Source organism: Arthrobacter sp. FW306-07-I, assembly GCF_021800405.1.
Taxonomy (GTDB): domain Bacteria; phylum Actinomycetota; class Actinomycetes; order Actinomycetales; family Micrococcaceae; genus Arthrobacter.
On the sequence record NZ_CP084550.1, the window covers coordinates 3,661,558 to 3,684,807 of the forward strand.

Here is a 23,250-nt window from a genome sequence, read left to right on the forward strand (position 1 = left end):
GGTTATGCGCTCCTGCGGCGGGTGATGACGAACTGAATGGCCGAGACGAGCACGATCAGTCCGAAGAAGATGTAGGAGATGGCTGCGGAATAGCCCAGCCGGTAGCCGGTGAACCCGGTTTCGAAGATGTACTGCACCACGGGACGGGTCGATCCTCCCGGTCCACCGGCGGTCATCTGGTACACCTGATCGAAGATCTTGAGCGAGGCAAGGACCTGAAGGAGCACGATCATCACGGTGGTGGGGACCAGTTGCGGCAGGGTGATGGAGAAGAGCTGGCGCCAGGCCCCGGCACCATCCAATGACGCCGCCTCGTAATGCTGGGCGGGGATGTTCTGCATCGCAGCCAGGTACAACAGGAAGTTGAAACCCACCGTCCACCAGAGGGTGGCAATGACGATCGCCCACATGGCCACGTTGGGGTCGTTGAGCCAGGCGATCTTTGGGATGCCGATCTTGGACAGAGCATCGTTGATCAGGCCAAGCTGCGGGTTGTACATCCACGTGAAGAACAGGGACACGACGGTGGACGCCAGCAGGTACGGGGCAAAGTACGAGAGGCGCCACAGCCACTGCGCCGGCAATCCGACGTTTAGCAGTGCCGCCATCACCAAGGCGACCAGCACGAGGGGGACCGTGCTGATGACCGTGAAGTAGAGGGTATTTCCGAGCGAGCGCCACATGTCCGCGTCAACGAAGGCCTCGGCGTAGTTCGCGAAGCCAATCAGGCTGTCATTGGCTCCGGTAAGGGACTTGCCGGTGAGGCTCATGTAGATGCCGTAGACAATGGGCCACACAAGGAAAACGAGGAAGAATGCCAGGAACGGCGCGGCGAACCCCCAACCGCTGAGGTTGTTCCTGGTGACGCTGTCGCGGCTCCCCCGGGCTGCTGGTGAAGAAACCCGGCTCCCCGGACTCCGCCGGGCTGTTAATGAAGAACTCATGAAGGACTCCTTTGTCGCTCAGTACGGTTAGACCGGGTTGGGCCGGGAAAGAAGGGTGTTGGTGCGCTTCTCGAAGGCGGCCCATCCATCAGTTGCCTTGTCACGCCCAAGGAGGACGTTCTGTACGTTTTCCGCAAAGTAGGTCTGCCAGTCGGAGCCCGAGCCGCTGAACCAGGACTGGGGATCGTACGCAATGACGTCCGCGGCATTCGCGTAATGCGCCTGCGGCTTGAGGTCCTTGTAGGCCTGTGACTGGACCACGGGCTGATAAGCGGGAATGTGTCCTGCTTCTGCCCAGGAAAGTGATCCCTTGAGGATGTCGCTGACGAACTTATACACGTCGCGCCGCTTGGCGTCATCCACGTTCAGCTGCCGTGGCAGGACGAAAGAGTGTGAGTCGGCGTATGCAGCCGCCGTGCCGTAGAGGGTTGGGATAGTTGCGGCGTCCACGGGGAGGCCTGCCTTCTTCATCGTCGGCAGCTCCCAGACACCGCTGAACAGCATCCCTGAGCCGCCACGGGCGAATTCCGCGATGCCGGTACTGATATCGCCGCTTTTGGCCGCGATGGTGTCATCAAAAAGCGATGCCATGAATTCCAACGACTCTATGGCTGCGTCCCGATCAACCTTCATCGGCTGGCCCGGTGTCAGTTCCATGTCCGCGCCGTGCTGTTTGTAGAGCGTGTAGAAAAGCCGCCACATCTGCGATCCACTGCCCAGGTAGCCAAAGGACAACCCGTGGGCTTGGGTAACCTTCTGCATTTCCTTGGCCATGGTGATGAACTCCTGCGGGGACTTCACCTCCTGCAGCTGTCCGTTGCCGGCCAGGACACCGGCTTTGCGTGCCACGTCCGTGTTGTAGAACATGATGAACGGGTGTGAATCCAGGGCGATGGAGAACACTTTGCCGTTTTGCTGGCTTTTGTCCCAGATCCTGGGCGCAAAACTGTCTGCCGTGACGCCGTTCTCCGACAGCAGGTCCAGGTCCCATGGATCGATCAGTCCACCGGGCGCATAGCCTGGGACCCTGCTGGCGTGCATGATGGCGAGTTGCGGCGGCCGGCCGCCGGCCGATGCCATGGCCAGCTTGGTGTAGTAGGGCGGGCCCCATGCCAGGACGGTCGGGTGCACCTTGAACCCGGGGTTGCCCTCATTGGCTTTGCTGATCAAGGCTTGCATCTTTATGCCGTCGCCGCCTGACAGGAGATGCCAGAACTGGATGTCCCTGGGAGCCGCGGCGGAGGCGTTCCCACCGCACCCGGAAAGGGTCGCCGCGGCTAGCAGGCTTCCTATTGCTGCCGTACCAGACAGCAGATGCCGCCTGGACAGCTCCTTGCCTGCGAAAAAGTCAAACTGCTTCACCCGTCACTCCTTTGGATGGGTCCGCTGAAAGTCATTTCGTGCCTCAACCCCCTTGCCCGGCAGGATCCCTTCGTTGCAGCCCTGTTGGTTCCGGGGTGTGACGCAGGCAACACGTTACATCGATGTAATGGGAGCCGCAATGAAAATTTGTTAGCGTTCGCAAAGTAACGGCGCGGTCTCGATTAGTCCGGGTCTGGTGGCCCGTCCGTCGACCGAAGGCTAGCGGGCCGTGCTTTCCCGTTCCACGATCTCGTAGTCGATGGCGACCACCCGCTGCGGGCCTTCACGGTTGCCCATGCGCTCGGTGAGGAGGCGAAGGGCCTCACGGGCCAGCTGGCGCTTGTCGAAGGAAACAGTTGTCAGCGCCGGTACCGCATATTTCGCGTCCGCGATGTCATCGAAACCGGCCACGGCAACGTCATCTGGGACCTTCAGGCCGCGCTTCCAGAACACACTGAGCGCGCCAATGGCCATGGAATCGGTGAAACAGAAAAGAGCATCGGGAACGGGATTTGAATCCAGGTAAGCGGACAGCGCACGGGCGGCCGCATCGGGGCTCCACTTTTCACACGGAATGACCAGTGAGTCATCCCGGGCAATGCCGAGTTCAGCAAGTGCGTCCTGGTAGCCACGGGTGCGCAGGGCAGCCGCCGCAGAGCCCCGGCCACCGGGGGCGCCAAGGACGGCAATACGGCGCCTTCCCGTCCTGCCAAGCGCCAGTGTCATGTCACGGGCCGCGGCCACGCTGTCCACCCAGACGCGGTCGGCCAGCTTCTGGGACACTTCCCCGAGCAGGACTACCGGAGGGAGGGCAACGCCGACTTTGACAGCACTCTGGTCCAGCACCACCGGGTTGAGGATGAGCCCGTCGATCAGGTTGGACCGAGCCCGCGACATGAGTTCGTATTCGCGGGTGGGGTCGGACCCTGTCTCTTCGATCTGTACGCTCCACCCCTGCTCATGGGCTACTTCCACCACGCTGTGGGCGACTTCGGCGGAGTACGGAGTGCCGAGGTCCGGCAACGCCAGGGCGATGACGCCGGACCTGCCATTGCGCAGTCCCCGGGCGGAGAGGTTGGGGACATAGTCCAGCTCCGCCATGGCTTGCTCCACCTTGATGCGGGTGGGACCGCTGACCGGGACAATTCCGTTCATGACATTGGAGACTGTCTTGGGCGAAACCCCTGCGAGGCGCGCTACGTCCTTGACCGTTGCGCGCAAAGGCGCCCCCCCCTTGCTTCCGGTGTGGCTTTGCTGGAGATTTTACCCGGCTCCCCGGACGTCAGCGTTCCCGCTGGTGGTCCCCCGCCACGGTTTTGGCGGCCTCGACTTCCAGCATGAGCTTGCCGTCCTCTTCCACCAGGCTGGGCTGATAGACGTGCGGCTTGCGCTTGTAGCTCAGGTAGGCAATGCAGCCGTTTGCTGATGCCATTTTTTCGAGCATGATCTCTGAGCCAGGGACCAGCAGTTCACCCAAGGCACGGCCCACGGTGTTCTCCTGCCCCACTTCATCGCCCAGGGCAGTGGTATCCCGTTCCTGGACCACCTGCGCGGCGTTGACCCACCGGCCCCACACGCCCTTGCCTTCCAGCAGCGACGGTTCCTGGCCAAGCGGCAGGGTGGCCGCGAAGTAGCGGGTATCGAACCTGCGGTGCGCAAAGTCCGGGCTGCGCCAGTTGACCAGGGATTTGAGCAGGTCAGTGCGCAGGGACAGGCCGCGCTTGCCCAGCACCTGGGAAAGAGTCTTTTCCTGGTCCGCCACGGCCATCCGGGCGCGCATCCACTCCGACGTTGATGTGCCCTCGACGGTGTTCGACATATCCGGACCGGCCAACAGCACGCCTGTTTCTTCGAAGAGTTCGCGGATGGCGCCCACCACGTAGCGGCGCGCCAGCCCGACGTCGTCTGTTCCCATTTGCTCAGCCCAATGCTGCGGTGAGGGGCCCAGCCAACCCATGGGGTCGTCGTCGGCCGGGTCCAGGGAACCTCCGGGAAAGGCGAGGACCCCCAGCGGCGAGGAGCCCGGCCGGTAGCCCAGCCAGGTCTCCAGGCCGGTAGGTGAGTCCCGGAGAAGGACGACGGATGAGGCGAAGCGCGCCGCACGGGGGGTGCGCTCGCCGTGTTCGAGCCAGCTTTGCGCCGCCCCTTCAAGATCCTGGGGCAGTGCAAAAAGGCGTCGTGCGAGGTGAGGCAAGGGAAGTGTCCGGTCTTAGCTGAATTCGGCGATCAGCTCGACCTCTACGGGAGAGTCGAGCGGAAGAACGGCAACGCCGACGGCGGAACGAGCATGCTGCCCGGCGTCACCAAGGACGCGGCCCAGCAGTTCCGACGCCCCGTTGACGACGGCTGGCTGGCCGGTGAACGAGGGGTCTGAGGAGACGAATCCCACAACCTTGACGATTCGGGTGATCCGGTCCAGGTCCCCGATGACGCTCTTGACGGCGGCAAGGGCGTTGACAGCGCAAATGGCTGCATACTTCTGGGCATCCTCGGGAGAGACAGTGGGCTCGTCGGCAAACCCTTCGGTGCCGGCGGACACCTTGCCCGTGGCTTCGAGTTTGCCGTTGATGAACGGCAGCTGGCCCGAGGTGTAGACGTGGCTGCCGGACACCACGGCGGGAACGTAGGAAGCCACGGGAGCGGCCACCTCAGGGAGGGTAATGCCGAGTTCCGCGAGGCGCTGCTCGACGGCGGATGCGGGCGCCGTGGCCGCGCTGGACTGGGCTTCTGCGGGGGTGCTCATGCTACTGCTTCTCCCTCTTGAGGTAGGCGACAAGGCCGTTGCCGTCAGGTCCCGGGACTACTTGGACGAGCTCCCAGCCGTCCTCTCCCCATTGGTCCAGGATCTGTTTTGTGGCGTGAATAATGAGCGGAATCGTCGCGTACTCCCATTTGGTCATGAAAGAAAGCGTAGTCCTTGCCGGTAAAGTGGAAAACATGGCGACTCGCAACAACCCCTTATTCGACACTGCCACCACACTGGGCAAGATTCTTCTCTTCCTTGGCGTGAGCGCAATCTGCGGTGTCCTCGTGGCGGGCCTGCTGGTCCCTGCCGCTGCCGTCTCCGGCAGCGCCGCAAGCGGTTCCATCGACTTCTTCGACTCCCTTCCGGCCGAGCTGAAGGTCGATCCGCCCAGCCAGACCACCCGGATCCTGGCCGCGGACGGCAGCGAGATCGCCAGCGTCTACACCGAGAACCGCACCAAGGTTCCGCTGGACCAGATTTCACCGAACATGAAGAACGCCATCATCGCCGTGGAGGACAGCCGGTTCTACGAGCACGGCGGCGTGGACACCACCGGCATCCTGCGAGCACTGGTCGCTACCGCCCGCGGCAACAAGCAGGGCGCGTCCACCATCACGCAGCAGTACGTCAACAACGTGCTCAACGCGAACCTTGCCGCCGCCGGCGAGGAAGACCAGATCAAGCTCAACGGTGTCAATAAGGGCGTGGGCGACAAGCTCCGGGAAATGAAGCTCTCCATCGCCCTGGAGAAGGAGTTCACCAAGGACCAGATCCTTGAGGGCTACCTGAACATCGTCTTCTTCAACCGGGACGCGTACGGCATCGAAGCCGCCTCCCGCTACTTCTTCAGCACCACCGCCAAGGACCTGACCCTGCCGCAGGCAGCACTCCTGGCCGGCCTGGTCAACAGCCCGTCCGCGTTTGACCCCATCACCAATCCGGAGAAGTCCAAGCAGCGCCGCGACCTGGTGCTCGGGTTGATGTTGAACCAGGGCAAGATCACCCAGGCCGAACACGACGCCGCCGTGGCCACCCCGGTGGAGCCCAAGGTAACCCAGCCCAAGCAGGGCTGTGCGTACGCGGCCTCCGCCCCCTACTTCTGCGACTACATCCTGCACCTGCTGGAAAACAACCCGGCCTATGGTGCGGACATAAAGGACCGCCAGCGGCTGATTTACGGCGGCGGCCTGACCATCACCACCACACTGGACCCCAACGCGCAGGCCACCGCCCAGGAACAGGTCAACGCTGCTGCGGGCGCAAACCCGGACAAGTGGGGCGCCTCGATGGTGTCGGTGCAGCCGGGCACCGGCAAGATCATCTCAATGGCCCAGAACACCACGTTCCTGCCCGGCCAGGGCTTCGATTCCCAGTTGAACTTCAACGTGGACAAGCTGGATAAGGACGGGAACGACCTCAACGGCATGGGTGGCGCACAGCCTGGGTCCACCATGAAACCCTTTACCTTTGCCGAGTGGCTCAACGAAGGCAAGACCATGAACACGGTGGTTAACGCCGCCCAGCGGGTCTACCCCATCGGTTTCCCCTGGCGCAACACCTGCGGCAAGGTGCAGGGCGCGTACAGCACGGCGCAAAAGAACCAGGGCCTGGATGCGGCGGACGACCTGCAGAACGCTGAGACCAAGTGGTACAAGCCGCTGACGGTTTTGGAAGGCCTCTACAACTCGATCAACACCGTGACGTTCGCGTCAGCCGCCCAGTTGGATCTCTGCGGAATCCAGAAAATCGTGGATGCGACAGGTTTGCACGGTGGCCTGCCCTCCGCAGATGATCCGCACCCGAAAATCGACATGTCAACCTTGGGTAACCTGCTGGGTTCCACGCAGACCTCGCCGCTGACCATGGCCAGTGCTTTCGCCACGTTTGCGAATGACGGCAAATACTGCGAGCCCATCGCCATCACCTCTGTTGTCGATGCCACGGGCAAGCAGCTGCCGGCCCAGTCCAGCAGCTGCCGCGATGCCATCAAGCCTGAAGTTGCCCGCGGCGTGAACTATGCCCTCCAGGAAGTCCTGAACAGGGGTTCAGGATCGCTGATCCGGCCGCGGATTTCCACGACCACCAGCTTCCCCATCGGCGCCAAGACCGGTACCTCCAACAACAACGGCTCCACCTGGGTTGTTGGCCACACCACCGGCCTGGCCACCGCCGCTTGGTTCGGCGACCCGCTGGGGGCGCAGGACCGCGCAGGGCAGAACATCACCGTCAACGGAAAGTTCTATGAAGGCATTGACGGCTACATGATCGCCGGTCCCATGTTCTCCAGCTACATGGCCAAGATTGCTCCGGCCTATGGGACCAACCCGTTCCCTGCCCCGCCGAGCAACATGATCAATGGTGTAACCACTACCTCGCCTGGCAGGACCACGCCCCAGGTCACCCAGGCTCCCGTTCCTGCCCCCCAGGCAACCCGGGCTCCTGCCACGCAGGCCCCCGCCCCGGCCCCGGCCCCGACCAGCAACGGAAACGGCAACAACGGCAGAGGAAACGGCTAAGCGCATATGAGCATGGATAGCCTGGCAAGCCGCGCCCGTTCCATCGGGCGCGGCTTTGCCGTCACTGCCGGCGCCGGGGCCGCGGCCGGCGTTGCTGCGTTCGGGTACGGCCTGTGGGAGAAGAACCAGTTCGTCCTGCGCGAGGAGAATCTTGCCATCCTCCCGCCCGGCCGCGAACCATTCCGCATCCTGCACCTCAGCGATATCCATTTCGTCCCCGGGCAGCGGAAGAAGGCCGAGTGGCTCGGGTCCCTGGCGGACCTCCGGCCGGACCTGGTGGTCAACACCGGCGACAACCTCAGCCACGTCAAGGCGGTGGACCCGCTGCTGGAGGCACTGAAGCCGCTGCTGCAGTTCCCCGGTGTCTTTGTCCCCGGCTCCAACGACTACTTCGCCCCCAGCCCAAAAAACCCAGCGGCCTACTTACTGGGACCGTCCAAGGTGAAGCCCAAGCCGGTAGCCCTTGACTGGCCGCGCCTGCGCTCAGGCTTCGGCATGAGCGGCTGGGTTGACCTGACCAACCGCAACCAATCCCTGGTTCTGAACGGCATGCGCTTCGACTTCTCCGGGGTCGACGATCCGCACCTGAAGCGGGAGCGGTATGCAGGCTGGCCCCGCGGAACAGTGAGCCAGAACGCAAAAGACCACGTTAAGGTGGCTGTTATCCACGCGCCCTATCAGCGGGTACTGGACCACTTCACCGAAAGCGGCGCCGACCTCCTGCTGGCGGGCCACACTCACGGCGGCCAGCTGTGCATCCCCGGGTACGGCGCCATCATCTCCAACTGCGACCTTCCCACCTGGCGCGCCAAAGGCCTCAACGACTGGTCAAGCAACGGAAGCACGACGCCGGTCAACGTCTCCGGCGGCATCGGCACCTCGCGCTTCGCCCCGGTAAGGATCGCCTGCAAGCCCGAAGCCGTCCTGTTGACCCTCACCTCACCGAACTAACCCATTGCTCCATCAGTTATGGTCCCCAAAAGCGGGTTATGGGCACCATAACTGATAGGGCATCCGGCATTACGGAGTGCAATAACTGGGGAAGCAGCCAGTGGCCCGCACAATCGCTGTGAAGCAGCTCACGCCATGGCATAGGGTTGTTGCTAGAGGAAACTACATTCGTTTTATAGCTTGAGAAGCGGGCATGGCCAAGCAGACTCCCTTTTTCCGATCCATCAGCCGTCTTTATCCCCACGTCCGGCCCATCATCCCCAGGCTCCTGCTGGGGCTGCTCTGTGCACTCCTGGCCAGCATCGTTGCGCTGACCATCCCCCAGGTGCTGCGTGTCCTGGTCAACACCGCCCTGCAGCCCGGAGGTACCCCGGAGGCAGTCTGGACGTCAGCGGGCGTCATCCTGGTCCTGGGTATCGCCGAAGCTGGCCTGGTGGCGTTGCGCCGACAATTCGTCATCAACCCTGCCACCACGGTGGAAACCCGGATGCGTGTGTCCCTCTACGACCACCTGCAGGACCTCACCGTTTCCTTCCATGACCGCTGGGGCTCCGGCCAGCTGCTGTCCCGGGCCATGACGGACTTGAACTTCCTGCGCCGCTGGATGGCCTTCGGCGCCATCATGCTGGTGGTCACCACCCTCACCGTGATCATCGGCATCGTTGCCATGTTCGCCATGAGCTGGCAGCTGGCCCTGATCTTCCTTGCCGCCGCCGTTCCCATCACCATCAACAGCTTCCGGTTCCGCACCCGGTTCAGCAAGGTTGCCCGCCGCAGCCAGGACCAAGCCGGCGACCTCGCCACCACCGTGGAGGAATCCGTCCACGGCATCCGCGTGCTCAAGGCCTTTGGACGCAGCCGGGAAGCCCTGGAAAACTTCAACGAGCAGGCCGAGGAACTGCGCCAGACCGAGATCGAGAAGGCGCGCCACCAGGCAACGTTCACAATGGTGGTCACCCTGCTTCCCGAGCTGGCGCTGGGAGCCGGGCTGGTGGTGGGCGTCATGCTGTGCGCCAGCGGTCAACTGAGCATCGGCGCCCTGGTGGCGTTTTTCGCCACCGCGGCGGTTATTGCCTCCCCCGTGGAATTCTCCGGGATGCTGTTGGCCATGGCACTCACGGCCAAGACCGCCGTCGACCGCCATTACGAGGTGATGGACACGCAAAACACCATCACCAGCCCAACTCAGCCACGGCGCCCCAAGGAACTCGCTGGGGCACTCCGCTTCGCGAACGCAACCTTCGCCTTCGAGGACGCGCCGGACAAGCCCATCCTCAAGGACATCAACCTGGACATCCGTCCCGGCGAAACCATGGCCCTGGTGGGCATCACCGGCAGCGGCAAGAGCGCGCTGATCCAGCTGGTGCCGCGTCTCTACGACGTCACCACAGGGGCCATCACCATCGACGGCGTGGACATCCGGGACTTCGAGGTTGAGGAGCTTCGCAGGGTTGTTGGCGTGGCGTTCGAGGACACCACGCTCTTCTCCAATTCCGTACGGGACAACGTCCTCCTGGGCGCCCCGGTCCGGACGGAGGAGGTCCTCGACGAAGCACTGGATGTGGCCCAGGCACACTTCGCCTACTCTCTGCCGGAAGGGGTGGACACGCTGATCGGTGAGGAAGGCCTAAGCCTGTCCGGCGGGCAGCGGCAGCGGATCGCGCTGGCACGCGCCATCGCCGCCCGCCCGCGCGTGCTGGTCCTGGACGATCCCCTGTCCGCCCTGGACGTGCACACCGAGGAGTTGGTGGAAGCCCGCCTCAGGGAAGTGCTGAAGGACACCACCACCCTGATCGTGGCCCACCGCCCCTCCACCGTGGCTCTGGCGGATCGGGTGGCGCTGCTCGAGGATGGCCGCATCACCGCTGTCGGGACACACACCGAACTCCTGGCCCACAACCAGCACTACCGCTACGTCATCGCCAGCCTGGACCGCGAACCGCGCGACCTGGACTCCGAACTGTCGGCGCTTGAGGTCCAGGCGGAGGAAGTGACCCGATGAGCACCGCAACGTTCGGCACCGCCAATGAAGACAATGCCCACCTCAGCAAGAGCGACAGCAGGGCAGTACGACGGCGGTCACTCGCCTTGCTGGGGTCGCTGATCCGTCCGGTACGGGTACGGTTCTGGCTGACCATCGCCATGGTGGTCCTTTCGCAGGCCGCGCGCGTTGCAGGCCCGGCACTGATCGCCTTCGGCATCGACCGCGCGCTTCCCGCGCTCCGGGCCGGCGATAACCTCCCGCTGGTGTTCACCGGCGTCGCCTACCTGCTGGCAGCCATTGCAACGGCGGGACTCACGTCCCTTTACGTCACCTCCACGGCGCGGCTCAGCCAGGCCATGCTGCTGGACCTGCGGGTGCGCGTCTTCCGGCATACCCAGCGGCTCAGCCTGGAGTTCCACGAGAAGTACACCTCCGGCAGGATTATCGCCCGGCAGACCTCGGACCTGGAGGCGCTGAGGGAACTGCTCGATTCCGGCGTCAGCTCCCTGGCCTCGGGGATGCTGTTCATGGCGTTTACCGCAATCACCATTTTTGCCCTCGACTGGCGGAGCGGTTTGCTGGTGCTGGCCGCCGGTGTTCCGATGTTTTTCCTTTCCCGCTGGTACCAGAAGCACTCGCAGATCGCCTTCCGTGAGTCCCGTGTGGTTTCTGCCCGGCTCATTGTGCATTTCGTGGAGACCATGACCGGAATCCGCGCCGTCAAAGCTTTCCGCAAGGAAAAGGAAAACTCCGAGCGCTACGGCAAGCTTGCCGAGGACTACCGGCTGGTGACCGTCCGCTCCATCAACCTCAACGGCATCTTCCAGCCGGGACTGGTGCTGATCGGCAACGTCTGCGTGGCAGTTGTCCTGCTCTTCGGCGGCTTCCGGGTGCTGGGCGGCGACCTGGCCGTTGGCGTGCTCCTGGCCCTAATCCTCTCCACCAAGCGGTTCTTCCAGCCGGTGGACCAGATGGCCATGTTCTACAACTCGTTCCAGAGCGCGCAGGCAGCCCTTGAAAAGGTCTCCGGGCTGCTGGAAGAGGTGCCCACAGTCCGGCCACCGAAGAACCCGGTTGCCCTGCGCAGCGCCACGGGTCGCATCGACTTCAACGACGTCGAATTCCGCTACGGCGACGGGCCTGTGGTGGTCCCCCGCCTGGACCTGCACATCCCCGCCGGGCAGACGGTGGCGCTGGTGGGCCAGACCGGGGCCGGCAAATCGACCCTGGCCAAACTCATTGCCCGGTTCTACGACGTCACCTCCGGCACGCTCACCCTGGACGGCGTAGACCTTCGCGACCTGGCCACTTCCGACCTCCGGCGGAACATCGTCATGGTCACCCAGGAAGCCTTCCTGTTCAGCGGCTCGGTGGCGGACAACATCGCCCTGGGCCGGCCGGAAGCCTCACGGGAGGAAATCGAGGAAGCCGCCAAGGCGGTTGGGGCACACGAGTTCATCCTTGAACTTCCCGAAGGCTACGACACGGACGTCAACAAGCGCGGCGGCAGGGTCTCCTCCGGGCAACGGCAACTCATCAGCTTTGCGCGGGCTTTCCTGGCACGGCCGGCGGTGCTGATCCTGGACGAAGCCACTTCCTCGCTGGACATCCCGTCCGAACGACTGGTGCAGGCCGGGCTGGCCCGGCTCCTGGCCGGCACGGAGGCAGCACGGAGGACGGCACTGATCATCGCCCACCGCCTGTCCACGGTGGAGACCGCTGACCGCGTCCTGGTGGTGCATGACGGCCGGATCGTGGAAGACGGGACGCCTGAGGAACTGATCGGTGGCGGCGGACGCTTCGCCGACCTGCACGGGGCCTGGAAGGATTCACTGGTCTAGCCATCCCGTTCAGGATTTCGCATCGGGGCCTTGGATCGGCTATCCTTGTAAAGTTGCTTTTGCAGCGGATCGGGATGTAGCGCAGCTTGGTAGCGCGCTTCGTTCGGGACGAAGAGGTCGCAGGTTCAAATCCTGTCATCCCGACCATAATGAAAGAGGGTCTCCTTGCGGAGGCCCTCTTTTTGCATCTCAAAGGGGTTGCGAAAGCATCGCGACCAGCCGGCTTCCGGCCTTACGCATGGTGGCCTTAAAAGGAACAGCCCCGGAGCAGTTGCTCCGGGGCTGCCTTCGCCTCCTATGGTGAGGAAGCTATTTATGCGGGGTCAGGCCAGTTGCCGATGTAGGTGACGACGGCGGTATCGGTGGTTGTGGTCTTCTTGCCCTTCGCCTTGGTGGAGGCAGGGTCAGGCCAGTTTCCAATAGCTACCGACGTACCCGAATTATCGGCGACGGAACCTGCAGACAGGACGGCCGGAGCCGCCGCAGAAAAAGCCAAGGCCCCAGCCAAGGCGGCCGCGGTTGCGATCTTCTTCAACATATAAGTTCCTCAATACGAGTCGGATTCGTTACAAAGCCAGCACTGTCCTTGTTGACACACATTGTAAAATATTTTCCACAGGGGCTGTCAAGCATTCGGCGCCCCAGCTGTCCAGAAGGAGGAAACGCGTGGGCAACGGATTCGGAGAAAAGCTCCGGGCGGAGCGCCTTGAGCGTGGACTGACACAGGCGGAACTGGGCAAGGACCTGTACTCCCCCAGCTACATCTCACTGCTCGAGACCGGCCGGCGCGAACCGACGGCTGAAGTCATTGAAGAACTGGCCCGCAGGCTGGAGTTGGCCCCCAAGGCACTGGAGGCTTGGAGCCAACCGATCTCCGTCAGCGACGCTGAATACGTGCTGGCTGGGCTCTATGCGCGCCAGGCATGGGACCTCCGCGACTACCCTCTTGCGGCGAGCCACGCGGCGACGGCCGCGCAGATTGCCTTGGAGGGTAAGAACACCAGTGCCTGGTGGAACATGACTTACATGCAGGCCGAGTGCCTCATGAAACAAGGCGATTTGCAGGAGTGCCGCAAAATCATCGAGCGGCTCATTGAGCACCCAATGGCGACGGAGTCCGTTGGCCTGGGAGTCCGCGCACGCCAGATGCTGGCTGCCGTCTGCCATGGCCAGGGCCAGTTGGCAATCGCGGTAGAACACGCTCTCGAGGCTGTCAGGCTCTCCGTCAACCTCCCCCGCGGCTCGACCGTCGCTATCGGTGCACACCGGATCCTGATAGGTGCGCTGGCCGAAAGTGGCCGGCTGGACGAAGCCTGGAAGTATTGCCAGGCGCTGCTCGACCAAGTTGACGAGCACGCGATGTCCCAACTCGCTGGCGAGGTGGCTTGGGTAGTCGGCAATGTGGCGTTCATGCGGCACGACTACACAGAAGGCGTCAAGCACCATGAGCGGGCAGCCCGCCTGCTCTCCCCTGCCAATGACATCGAGCTATGGGCGCGTTTCAACAAGGCCTCTGCCGCTGTCCGGCTCTCATCCGGCATTGTGGAGCCGGAGACGCTCGCAGCCATCGAACGTGCGGAGCTTGCCTTCTCGATTGTCGGCGGTACAAAGAGTGACGAGCTGGAGGTTGCCTTTATCCGCGCCCGCTGGCTCTACCTAACCGGCGACATCGTGGCAGCAGTCGAAAAACTCCGCGAAATCCACGCCGAACGTGATGCCTTGGGCAAGCACACCGCCGGTGAGGTCTCCCTGCTCCTGGGCAAGTCCCTCAAGGCCGCGGGCGATATCGACGAGGCATTGGGGTATCTCGAGGAGGCTCGAAAAGCCTTCGCCGCGGCAGGTGCGCAGGACCGGGTTCAGCAGGCGCTGGATGCGATCCTGGAAATAAAGCTCGCGCAAAAAAGAGCGGCAGCAGCGGCTAAAGCAAGCTAAATAAAGCCGGCCAAGTAAGCGGGAGGCTTACCTGGCCGGCTTTCGGGCCTACCTGGCTTCGGTCTGAACAGCTAGGAAAACGTCTTTCCTGTGATCCTCTCGTACGCTTCAACGTACCGGCTGCGGGTGCGCTCGACCACGTCGGCTGGAAGCGCAGGCGGCGGGGTGTCGGAGGATTTGTCCCAGCCGGACTCGGCGGAGGTCAGCCAGTCCCGCACATACTGCTTGTCGTAGGACGGCTGGGCCTGGCCCGGTTTATAGGTGCTGGCGTCCCAGAACCGCGAGGAATCCGGGGTCAGTACCTCATCGCCCAGGGTGATGGACCCGGAGACGGCGTCGTATCCGAACTCCACCTTGGTGTCCGCCAGGATGATGCCGCGCTCCCGGGCGATCTTTTCCGCGGTGGTGTAGATCTTCAGCGTCAGCTCTTTCAGGCGGGCGGCGATGTCGTCCCCCACCAGCGCCACCACGGCGTCATAGGTGATGTTCTCGTCGTGCTCGCCGATCAAAGCCTTCGCCGACGGGGTGAAGATGGCGTGCTCCAGCCGGGATCCGTCCACCAGCCCTTCGGGCAGCGGGATGTTACAGACCGTGCCCGAGGCCTTGTACTCAAGGAGCCCGGAACCGGTGAGGTAGCCGCGGGCAATGCACTCCACCGGGAACATATCCAGCTTCTTGCAGATCATGGCCCGGCCCTCAACCTCGGCCGGCACGCCGTCCTCCACAGTGGAACCGAGCACGTGGTGCTCAACGCCCAACTGGTCGAACCACCAGAGGCTCAGCTGCGTGAGGATGCGCCCTTTGTCAGGGATTTCACTGGACAGCACGTGGTCGTAGGCGCTGATCCGGTCGCTGGCCACCACCAGCACGCAGTCCTGGCCCAAGCGCTGCAGGATGGACTCATCGGCGGGCTCATAGAGGTCGCGCACTTTGCCGGAATAGACATGCTTCCAACCGGGCAGGTCAAGCGTCTCGGTGGCGTAGCCGCGGTTTTCTGAAGTGTCAGTCATGTCAGGCCTTTGCTTTCACGATGGGCATTGAACCCGTGGCGCCGTAGGGAACCTTGATTTCGCCACGGGCGGCTTTGCGGGCGATGTCGCTGCGGAACTGCGAGCCTTCCAGCTGGACCAGCTCCACGCCGTCGTAGGCTCTTTCGCGGGCCTCCACCAGGTCGCTGCCCAGGGCTACGACGGCCAGGACGCGGCCGCCGGCGGAAACTACTTTGCCTTCATCATCCAGGGCGGTTCCGGCGTGGATGACGTGCACGCCCTCAAGCGCTTCCACCTTCTTGAGTCCGCGGATCCGGTCACCTGTGCGCGGCTTGTCCGGGTAGTTTTCCGAGGCTACGACGACGGCGACAGCGGCTTCCTTGGACCAGCGCAGCTCCTCTGCCTTGTCCAGTTCGCCCTTGGCAGCCGCCATGAGCAGGGCGCCGAGGGGCGTCTTGAGCCGGGCGAGGACCGCCTGCGTTTCGGGGTCGCCGAAGCGCACGTTGAATTCGATAACGCGGGTACCGCGTGAGGTGAGGGCCAGGCCGACGAACAGCACGCCGACAAACGGGGTGCCGCGGCGGGCCATCTCGTTGACGGTGGGCTGGGCCACCCGGTCCAGGACCTCCTGCACCAGCCCTTCAGGGGCCCACTCAAGCGGGGTGTAGGCGCCCATGCCGCCGGTGTTGGGGCCTTCGTCGTTGTCGAAGATGCGCTTGAAATCCTGCGCCGGTGTGAGCGCAACGGTGTTCTGCCCGTCGCAGAGCACAAACAGGGAAACTTCGGGCCCGTCCAGGAACTCCTCGATCACCACTGATCCGCCGGCGTCGAAGCAGGACTGCGCGTGGGCCAGGGCTTCGTCGCGGTTCCTGGTGACCACCACGCCCTTGCCGGCGGCCAGGCCGTCGTCCTTCACCACATAGGGGGCGCCGAAGGTGTCCAGTGCTGACGCTGCTTCCTCGGCATTGGTGGCCACCATGGCCATCGCCGTGGGTACCCCGGCTTCTGCCATGACTTCCTTGGCAAAAGCCTTGGAGGCCTCCAGCTGTGCCGCCGCCATGCTGGGTCCGAAGACGGGGATGCCGGCTTCGCGCACGGCATCGGAGACACCGGCGGCCAGCGGAGCCTCGGGGCCCACCACCACGAGGTCCACGCCCAGCCGGGTGGCCAGTTCCGCAACCGCCTCGGGATCGTTGCCGTTGATGTTGTAGGTAGGGACCAGCTTGCTGATGCCGGCATTGCCCGGCGCCGCGTGGACCTCTGACACGTTGGGGTCGGCGAGCAGGGAGCGGACAATGGCGTGTTCGCGGCCTCCGGGGCCAATGACGAGTACCTTCACAGTCTCCAAGGGTACTTTGTGCACCCTTCCGGCTCCTAAGCTGTGACCTTCCCTGCCCGGCCGGTCAATCCGTGGCCCCGGCCGCTCCGAACCATACACATGACAACGCTTCGAAACCGGAAAACCGGCACCGCCACCATGGCCGCTTTGGCAGGCGTGGTGGCGGCCGCCGTCGTACTTGCCGTTGCGGAGCTGATCGGCGCATTCTTCACCGCCAGGGCCACGCCGCTGTTTGCCCTGGGCTCCACCTTCATCGACTTCACGCCGCCGTGGCTGAAGGACTTTGCGATCGCCACCTTCGGCACCAATGACAAGGCCGCCCTGTTCGTGGGCATGGGCCTCACCATCGCGGTGCTTGCCTGCATTCTTGGCGTGGTGGCCTACCGGAAATGGGCGCTGGGCGTCCTGGGTGTGCTGTTCATGGGTGCCGTGATTGTGGCCTGCGTGGTGACCCGGGCGGGCGTTGGCCCCGCGGACGCCATCCCTTCAGTGCTGGGGACACTGGCCGGCCTGGTGGCCCTGCGCCGATTGATGGTGCAGCTGTGGGGGCTGCAGGAGTGGCCCGAAGCGCCGGCTGATACAGCGTACGACGGCGGTGCCCGGGAACGTGGCGACGGCACCAGCCGCCGGGGTTTCTTCACCGCCGCGGGGATCACCGCGGTGGCTGCAGGAATCGCGGCGACTGGCGGCCGGCTCCTGGGTGCCGCACGCAACAATGTGGCCCAGGCCCGGGACGCCCTGCGGCTGCCGGCACCGGCCAAGGCTGCAGCGCCCGTCCCGGCGGGCGTGCAGTCCCCTGTTGCGGGCGTTACCCCGTGGCTGACGCCGAACAATGAGTTCTACCGCATCGATACGGCCTTGAGTGTCCCGGAAATCAACGTCGATGACTGGGAACTGCGGGTGCATGGGCTGGTGGAACAGGAAGTGACCCTGACGTTCCAGGACCTGCTGGATGCGCAGCTGATTGAGTCGCATGTCACCCTCACCTGCGTTTCCAACCCCGTGGGCGGCAACCTGGCCGGCAACGCCAAGTGGCTGGGCCTTCCCATCCGCGAGGTCCTGGCACGCGCCAAGCCCAAGGACGGCGCGGACATGGTGCTGTCCACCTCCATTGACGGCTTCAGCGCCTCCACTCCCCTGGAGGTCCTGCAGGATGACCGCGACGCCATTCTGGCCATCGGAATGAACGGCGAACCCCTTCCGCTGGAGCACGGCTACCCTGTGCGGATGGTGGTTCCCGGGCTGTACGGCTTCGTCTCAGCCACCAAGTGGGTGGTTGACCTGGAAGTCACCCGCTTTGCCGACAACAAGGCATACTGGACCAACCGTGGCTGGTCCGAACGCGGACCCATCAAGACCATGGCACGCGTGGAGGTGCCCAAGTCCTTCGCCAAGGTGCCGGCCGGGAAGGTAGCGGTGGGCGGTACCGCCTGGGCCCAGACGCGCGGCATCACCAAGGTTGAGATCCAGATCGATAACGGCGAGTGGATGGAAACCACCCTGTCGGCCGAAGCGTCCACCATCACCTGGCGCCAGTGGTCCTACGAGTGGGACGCCACGCCCGGCCCGCACTACATCAAGGTCCGGGCCACCGACGGCACCGGCGAAATCCAAACGGACAAGCGTGCCGACCCGGTTCCGGATGGCGCCTCCGGCTGGCAGTCGGTAATGGTGACCGTGCAGTAGATGGTCAGCGCTCAGTGGCGGGTCCCCGTGCAGTGGCAGGCTGGCCCATAGACTGGCGGTATGCCGCATAATCCGCATGCCACCTTCACCGTGGACTCCGCCGTCGAACTGGCCGTGATCGAACGCAGCGGCTTTGTGGAGTCGCGGCACATTGGTTCCGCCGTCCTTCTGTCCGCCGACGGGTCGGTGGTCACCGAGCTTGGCGACATCAACACCCCCATCTACGCCCGGTCCACCCTGAAGCCGTTCCAGGCGCTGGCATCCATGCAGTCCGGGGTTCCGCTGCGCGGCGCCCAGGTGGCCATCGCTTGCGGCAGCCACACCGGGTCACTGGACCACATGGACGTGGTGGCGGGCATGCTCAAGGCGGCCGGCGTCCGTGAAGACCAGCTGCAGTGCCCCGAAACCTGGCCCCAGGACGAGACGGCCCGCAACTGGCTGGTGCGCTCGGAGAAGGGGATGTCGCGGCTGGCCTACAACTGTTCCGGGAAGCACGCAGCTTTCCTTTGGGCCTGCACGGAGAACGGGTGGGATACGCACAGTTACCTGGAGCCCAACCATCCCCTGCAGCAGCGGGTCCGCACCGTGATCGAGGAATACACGGGCGAGCAGATCGCGCACCTGGGCATCGACGGCTGCGGCGCACCGGTAGCAGCAGTTTCCCTGAAGGGGCTGGCCAGGGCCTACTCCCAGCTGGCCAAGGCGCCCGGCGACCAGAGCTTCAGCGCCAGGGCGGCCACCATCGCCACGTCGATGCTGGATTACCCTTGGGCCGTGCAAGGCCGCGGCGAAGCCAACACGCTGGTGATGGACGAACTGGAGATCATCGCCAAGATCGGGGCCGAGGGAGTCCTGGCCATGGCCACGCCCCAAGGCGTTTCCGTGGCCGTCAAGATCCTCGACGGCAATGTCCGCGCCACCTCGCTTGTGGCTCTGACCCTTCTTGCGGCAGCGGGGGCCGTGGAGATTCCGGGCGTTGCCAGCGCCCTGGAAAAAGTGGTTGAGCCGGTGCTTGGCGGCGGCCGACCGGTGGGCAAGATCCGGCTGGGCCCGGCAGTTTCCGCCCTTCTGGACTGACACCCCGTTCTCCCGCCGCCGCAAAATCCGCACCGCCGCAAAAGGAAAGACTGAAAGCATGGCCGTAGCCCGCCGTCGTATCGACGTCCAGGAAGGCAAAGCAGCACTGAAGGCATGGCTGGAAGCCGCCCAGCCGCCGTCGGACGTTCCCGTGCCACGCACGGTCCTGGCCACCGCAGTGAGGTACTCGCTGGAGGAAGTGACCGCCCGCGCCCCGGGCAACTCTGTTGAGGTGCGTGTGCCGCCCTTTGGCGTCACACAGTGCGTGGAGGGGCCGCGGCACACGCGCGGCACCCCACCCAATGTGATTGAGTGCGACGCCGCCACTTGGCTTGGGATGGTGACGGGCCAGGTGCGCTGGGCGGATGCAGTTGCTGCCGGCAAAGTGGCAGCATCAGGCCTGCGGGCCGACCTGTCGGCCCTGCTGCCCCTCTAGCCCTGCCGCCTCATCCCCAGCCGCGGCGAGTAGGCCGGAGCGCGTCAGCCGCGGCCGATGAAGGGCATGCCGGCCGCGGTAACCACCACTGAGCCAACACTGGCTGTGGCCGGCATGTTGGCCATCATCAGCACCGCGCGCGCCGCGTCCTTCACGGGGAACATCGGCTCCACCTTGCGGCTGCCGTCGGCCTGCAGTGCCCCCGAGCCGACGCCGATGGTGTCCATGATTTCCGTGGCCGTGTTGCCGATGTCGATCTGCCCGCACGTGATGCCATAGCCGCGGCCGTCCAGCTCGATGCTCTTGGTCAGGCCGGTCATGGCGTGCTTGGTGACCGTGTATGCGACCGTCCGGGGCCGGGGCGAATGGGCGGAGATGGAACCGTTATTGATGATCCGCCCGCCCTGCGGCACCTGCGCTTTCATGGCCCGGACGGCCGCGGCCGCGCACAGCATGGAGCCTGTGAGGTTCACGGCCAGCGTGGCGTTCCAGTCGTCCAGGCTAATCTCGTCCACGCCGGCTGCCGGGCCGAACACGCCGGCATTGTTGAACAGGACATCCACGCGCCCCCACTGCCGGCGGGCAGCCTCGAAAAGGCGCTCGACGTCGTCGGGTCGCGTGACGTCACACGGCACCACAAGAGCGTCGGGGTGACTGTCCGCTGTCTCCTTCAGCTGCGCTTCGCGTCGGCCGGCCAGCACCACGCGGAAGCCGTCGGCCAGCATCTGCCGGGCGACCTCCCGGCCAACGCCGGAGCCGGCCCCGGTAACGACGGCGACGCGGGCAGTGGGAGGGGACGTGTCCATTCTGTCTCCTGGCTTAGGACTGCGCCGGCACGGCCGGCTTGTTCAGCGGCCAGCCTATGACGGTCTTGGGGCGGGGCGCAGCGAACGTCCGCACTTTGGAGGTGGAGAGTCGCATCCGGACCAGGGATTCGGCGATTGTCACCGCGGAAGCCACGCCGTCCACTACGGGGACTCCCGCCCGCTGCCGGATCTGCTCATCCAGCCCGGCCATGCCGCCGCAGCCGAGCACGATGACCTCGGCCTTGTCCTGGGTGACGGCCAGCATCGCCTGATTGATGATGGCCTCCACTGCCCGCCCGGGTTCCTCCTCCAGTTCCAGCACGGCCATGCCGCTGGCACGGACGGACGCACATCTGGCGTCCAGTCCGGCCAGCTTCAGCCTGTCCTCGATGAGGGGAACCGTCCGGTCCAGGGTGGTCACCACGGAGTACTTGTGACCCAGGAACATCGCCGTGCTGGCTGCGGCTTCGGTGATGTCCACCACCGGCACGTCCAACAGCTCCTGCAGGCCTTCGCGGCCGTGCTCGCCGTAGCCGGCCTGGACAACGGCGTCGAAGGGCTCCGGGTAGGAGGTGACGGCGTCCATGACGGCGATGGCGGCGAGGTAGCTTTCAAAGTTGCCCTCGCAGGAGTCTGCGCCGAACCTCGGGGTGATGCCGATGATTTCCGTACCGGGAGCGGCCACACTGCGTGCCGAGGCCGCAATCGAGTCCGTCATCGACGAGGTGGTGTTCACATTGGCAACGAGTATGCGCATGGGGAATTCCTTTGGTGCTCCGGGTCCCTGTGGGGCCGGTTGCTGGGTGGGTGGGGCTCAGTGGGTGCTGACGACGGCGATGGCCTCACCGTCGTGGTCTTCCAGCCGTTGGTTGCGGTCGGCGATGAAGAAGTAGAGCGTGGCGGCGATGCCTGCTGCAAAGAACCAGGCGAAGGGAGCGGCCGCAGCCAGTCCCGGGACGAAGGCGATGAGGAGGGCCAGGACGGCGGCCGGAACCATGGCGATGATGGCCCGCGGGTTGACGCCCTTCTTGTAGAAGTACGTTCCGTCAGGGGATGCCGTGTAGAGCTGCGGCACGTTGACCTTCCCGCGGCGGATGAGCCAGTAGTCGGCCATGACGACGCCGAACAGCGGGCCGAGCAGCGCACCGAGTCCACCGAGGAAGTACACGATGACCAGCGGGTTGTTGTAGAGGTTCCAGGGCAGGATGACCAAGCCGATCGTCGCTGAGACCATGGCGGCCTTGCGGAAGTTCAGCCGCTTGGGGAACAGGTTGGTCAGTGCGTAAACCGGGGCAACGAAGTTGGCCATGAGGTTCACGGCGATGGTCAGGATCAGCAGGGCAAGGCAGGCCAGGACCAGGAAGAGCGTGTTGGGGATGGTCTGGACAATGTCCGAGGGGCTCTTGATGATGGTGCCGTTGATCTTGAACTGGCCACCGGCCATGACCACCACAATGGCGCCGAAAACCAGCATGTTGATGGGGATGCCCCAAAAGTTGCCGCGCACCACAGCCTTCTTGGAGACTGCCGAGCGGGTGAAGTCGCAGAAATTCAGGACGAAGGTGCCGTAGATGGACACCCACAGGGCGCCGCCGGCGAAGATGGTGAGCCACATTTCCGGCCCTTCCAGCGCCTTGTCGGAGGACCAGGCGATGCTTCCGCCTGCCTCGACGAAGATCCAGATGGCCATGGCGGCCATGGTGGCAAGAATGACCGGGCCGGCGAAGGCCTCATACTTGCGGATCATCTCCATACCGAAGCTGACGATCACCAACTGCACCACCCAAAGGGTCACAAACGCCATCCAGCCCAGGGTGGACAGGCCCAGGATGGAGTCTTTGTCCATGTCCGCCAACGCGGGGAACATGGCCACGAGCATCACGCGGAACACCACGGATGCGAGGTAGGTCTGGATGCCGAACCAGGCCACGGCCACTGCGCCGCGGAGGAGGCTGGCGATCTGGGCGCCCCTGATGCCGAAGCTGATTCGGCTCATGACCGGGAAGGGAACACCGGTCTTGACGCCCATGAATCCGGACAGCGTCAGGAGGCCGAACAACAGCGCCGCGCCGATGCCGAGGGCCATGAGGATCTGCCACCCGCCCAGCCCCAAGGCGAACAGCCCGATGGCGAAGGCGTAGTTGCCCAGGCTGTGCACGTCGTTGGCCCACAAGGTGAAGATGCTGTAACTGGTCCAGCTGCGGCCGGCGCGCTTGGTGGGGGCAAGATCGGAGTTGTACAGGGAAGGGCTGATGCTCGTGCCCGAGGCTGCGCTTGCTGATTCGCACAAGGCTTCAACGCTTCCGGGGGTATGTACTGCGGGGGCTGACGGCGCTGCCAGGCCCTGCTCAGCAGTAACGCCCGCCGTGGGAGGGGTTTGCATAAGGGTCTCAATTCGTTGGGAATCCGGGTGGTGAGGCCGACTGGGGAGTCGTTTCTGTTATTCCACATACCGGAAACGAGATATTGAATAGTGAAAATAATGGTATGACTTGGGTCACTGCGGGTCAAGGGCCACGGGCACCCCCGGCCGGTCATAATACGTTGATTCGCTCCAACCCGCCGCTGCGGCCGGTTGGTGGCGGCTATCACGTTGACCCTGGACACGCCTCCTACTAATCTCGTCTAGCAATATTGTTTT

General features: G+C 64.3%; 20 protein-coding genes and 1 tRNA gene. 9 read left to right on the plus strand and 12 right to left on the minus strand.

All coding sequences use genetic code 11. The features are described from left to right. Nucleotides 1–2 precede the first annotated feature (2 nt). From LFT46_RS17010 to LFT46_RS17035, 6 genes are all read right to left on the minus strand, one after another. Nucleotides 3–944 carry a carbohydrate ABC transporter permease gene (locus tag LFT46_RS17010; RefSeq protein ID WP_236799596.1) on the minus strand — a complete coding sequence of 314 codons (942 nt, stop codon included), beginning with the start codon at nucleotides 942–944 and terminating at the stop codon, nucleotides 3–5. 27 nt (nucleotides 945–971) lie between these two features. Further along, on the minus strand, nucleotides 972–2,306 hold the full coding sequence (locus tag LFT46_RS17015) for an extracellular solute-binding protein (RefSeq protein ID WP_236799597.1): 1,335 nt from the start codon (nucleotides 2,304–2,306) through the stop codon (nucleotides 972–974). A gap of 219 nt (nucleotides 2,307–2,525) precedes the next feature. Further along, entirely contained in the window at nucleotides 2,526–3,527 is a 1,002-nt protein-coding gene (locus tag LFT46_RS17020) for a LacI family DNA-binding transcriptional regulator (protein ID WP_236799598.1), read from the minus strand. A 61-nt stretch (nucleotides 3,528–3,588) separates the two neighbouring features. After that, entirely contained in the window at nucleotides 3,589–4,500 is a 912-nt protein-coding gene (locus LFT46_RS17025; protein WP_236820456.1) for an NUDIX hydrolase, read from the minus strand. A gap of 15 nt (nucleotides 4,501–4,515) precedes the next feature. Further along, complete coding sequence (locus LFT46_RS17030) at nucleotides 4,516–5,049, minus strand: RidA family protein (protein WP_236799600.1); 534 nt, start codon at nucleotides 5,047–5,049, stop codon at nucleotides 4,516–4,518. A 1-nt stretch (nucleotide 5,050) separates the two neighbouring features. After that, the gene (locus LFT46_RS17035; protein ID WP_009359196.1) at nucleotides 5,051–5,206 is read right to left on the minus strand and encodes a DUF4177 domain-containing protein; all 156 of its coding nucleotides are present in this window, start codon (nucleotides 5,204–5,206) and stop codon (nucleotides 5,051–5,053) included. 37 nt (nucleotides 5,207–5,243) lie between these two features. On the opposite strand from LFT46_RS17035, the gene LFT46_RS17040 reads away from it, so the two are divergent. The 5 genes from LFT46_RS17040 (at nucleotide 5,244) to LFT46_RS17060 (ending at nucleotide 12,491) form a co-directional block, all read left to right on the plus strand. After that, a complete protein-coding gene (locus LFT46_RS17040; protein ID WP_236820457.1) occupies nucleotides 5,244–7,568 on the plus strand; it encodes a transglycosylase domain-containing protein in 2,325 nt (774 codons plus the stop codon). A gap of 6 nt (nucleotides 7,569–7,574) precedes the next feature. Continuing rightward, nucleotides 7,575–8,519, plus strand: a complete 945-nt coding sequence (locus LFT46_RS17045; RefSeq protein ID WP_236820458.1) for a metallophosphoesterase — start codon at nucleotides 7,575–7,577, stop codon at nucleotides 8,517–8,519. 193 nt (nucleotides 8,520–8,712) lie between these two features. Beyond that, nucleotides 8,713–10,521, plus strand: a complete 1,809-nt coding sequence (locus tag LFT46_RS17050) for an ABC transporter ATP-binding protein (RefSeq protein WP_236820459.1) — start codon at nucleotides 8,713–8,715, stop codon at nucleotides 10,519–10,521. Beyond that, nucleotides 10,518–12,344, plus strand: coding sequence for an ABC transporter ATP-binding protein (locus tag LFT46_RS17055; protein WP_236820460.1), 1,827 nt, complete (start codon nucleotides 10,518–10,520; stop codon nucleotides 12,342–12,344). The genes LFT46_RS17050 and LFT46_RS17055 overlap by 4 nt, the downstream gene beginning before the upstream one ends. Before the next feature lie 70 nt (nucleotides 12,345–12,414). Next, a tRNA-Pro gene (locus tag LFT46_RS17060) sits at nucleotides 12,415–12,491 on the plus strand. A gap of 166 nt (nucleotides 12,492–12,657) precedes the next feature. Here LFT46_RS17060 and LFT46_RS17065 read toward each other — a convergent pair. Next, entirely contained in the window at nucleotides 12,658–12,882 is a 225-nt protein-coding gene (locus tag LFT46_RS17065; protein ID WP_236820461.1) for a hypothetical protein, read from the minus strand. Between the two features lie 128 nt (nucleotides 12,883–13,010). Between LFT46_RS17065 and LFT46_RS17070 the strand changes: the two genes are divergently transcribed. Continuing rightward, entirely contained in the window at nucleotides 13,011–14,276 is a 1,266-nt protein-coding gene (locus tag LFT46_RS17070; RefSeq protein ID WP_236820462.1) for a helix-turn-helix domain-containing protein, read from the plus strand. 71 nt (nucleotides 14,277–14,347) lie between these two features. Here LFT46_RS17070 and LFT46_RS17075 read toward each other — a convergent pair whose 3' ends face one another. Both LFT46_RS17075 and purD read right to left on the minus strand, forming a co-directional pair. Then, on the minus strand, nucleotides 14,348–15,286 hold the full coding sequence (locus tag LFT46_RS17075) for a phosphoribosylaminoimidazolesuccinocarboxamide synthase (protein ID WP_236799607.1): 939 nt from the start codon (nucleotides 15,284–15,286) through the stop codon (nucleotides 14,348–14,350). 1 nt (nucleotide 15,287) lies between these two features. After that, complete coding sequence (gene purD / locus LFT46_RS17080; RefSeq protein WP_236802941.1) at nucleotides 15,288–16,604, minus strand: phosphoribosylamine--glycine ligase; 1,317 nt, start codon at nucleotides 16,602–16,604, stop codon at nucleotides 15,288–15,290. Nucleotides 16,605–16,703: 99 nt separating this feature from the next. Between purD and LFT46_RS17085 the strand changes: the two genes are divergently transcribed. From LFT46_RS17085 to LFT46_RS17095, 3 genes are read left to right on the plus strand one after another with little or no spacing between them, the layout of a single operon-like run. After that, nucleotides 16,704–18,290: a molybdopterin-dependent oxidoreductase gene (locus LFT46_RS17085; RefSeq protein ID WP_236820463.1), complete on the plus strand. Its 1,587-nt coding sequence runs from the start codon at nucleotides 16,704–16,706 to the stop codon at nucleotides 18,288–18,290. Between the two features lie 60 nt (nucleotides 18,291–18,350). Beyond that, a complete protein-coding gene (locus tag LFT46_RS17090) occupies nucleotides 18,351–19,367 on the plus strand; it encodes an asparaginase (RefSeq protein ID WP_236820464.1) in 1,017 nt (338 codons plus the stop codon). A gap of 58 nt (nucleotides 19,368–19,425) precedes the next feature. Continuing rightward, nucleotides 19,426–19,803, plus strand: coding sequence for a sterol carrier family protein (locus tag LFT46_RS17095; RefSeq protein WP_236799610.1), 378 nt, complete (start codon nucleotides 19,426–19,428; stop codon nucleotides 19,801–19,803). A gap of 44 nt (nucleotides 19,804–19,847) precedes the next feature. On the opposite strand, the gene LFT46_RS17100 is transcribed toward LFT46_RS17095, so the two are convergent. Genes LFT46_RS17100 through LFT46_RS17110 form a run of 3 tightly spaced genes read right to left on the minus strand, consistent with a single transcriptional unit; the run spans nucleotide 19,848 to nucleotide 22,992 of the window. Next, the gene (locus LFT46_RS17100; protein WP_236820465.1) at nucleotides 19,848–20,609 is read right to left on the minus strand and encodes an SDR family oxidoreductase; all 762 of its coding nucleotides are present in this window, start codon (nucleotides 20,607–20,609) and stop codon (nucleotides 19,848–19,850) included. A 13-nt stretch (nucleotides 20,610–20,622) separates the two neighbouring features. Beyond that, on the minus strand, nucleotides 20,623–21,366 hold the full coding sequence (locus tag LFT46_RS17105; RefSeq protein ID WP_236820466.1) for an aspartate/glutamate racemase family protein: 744 nt from the start codon (nucleotides 21,364–21,366) through the stop codon (nucleotides 20,623–20,625). A gap of 57 nt (nucleotides 21,367–21,423) precedes the next feature. Continuing rightward, nucleotides 21,424–22,992, minus strand: a complete 1,569-nt coding sequence (locus LFT46_RS17110) for an NCS1 family nucleobase:cation symporter-1 (RefSeq protein WP_236799613.1) — start codon at nucleotides 22,990–22,992, stop codon at nucleotides 21,424–21,426. Between the last annotated feature and the right edge of the window lie 258 nt (nucleotides 22,993–23,250).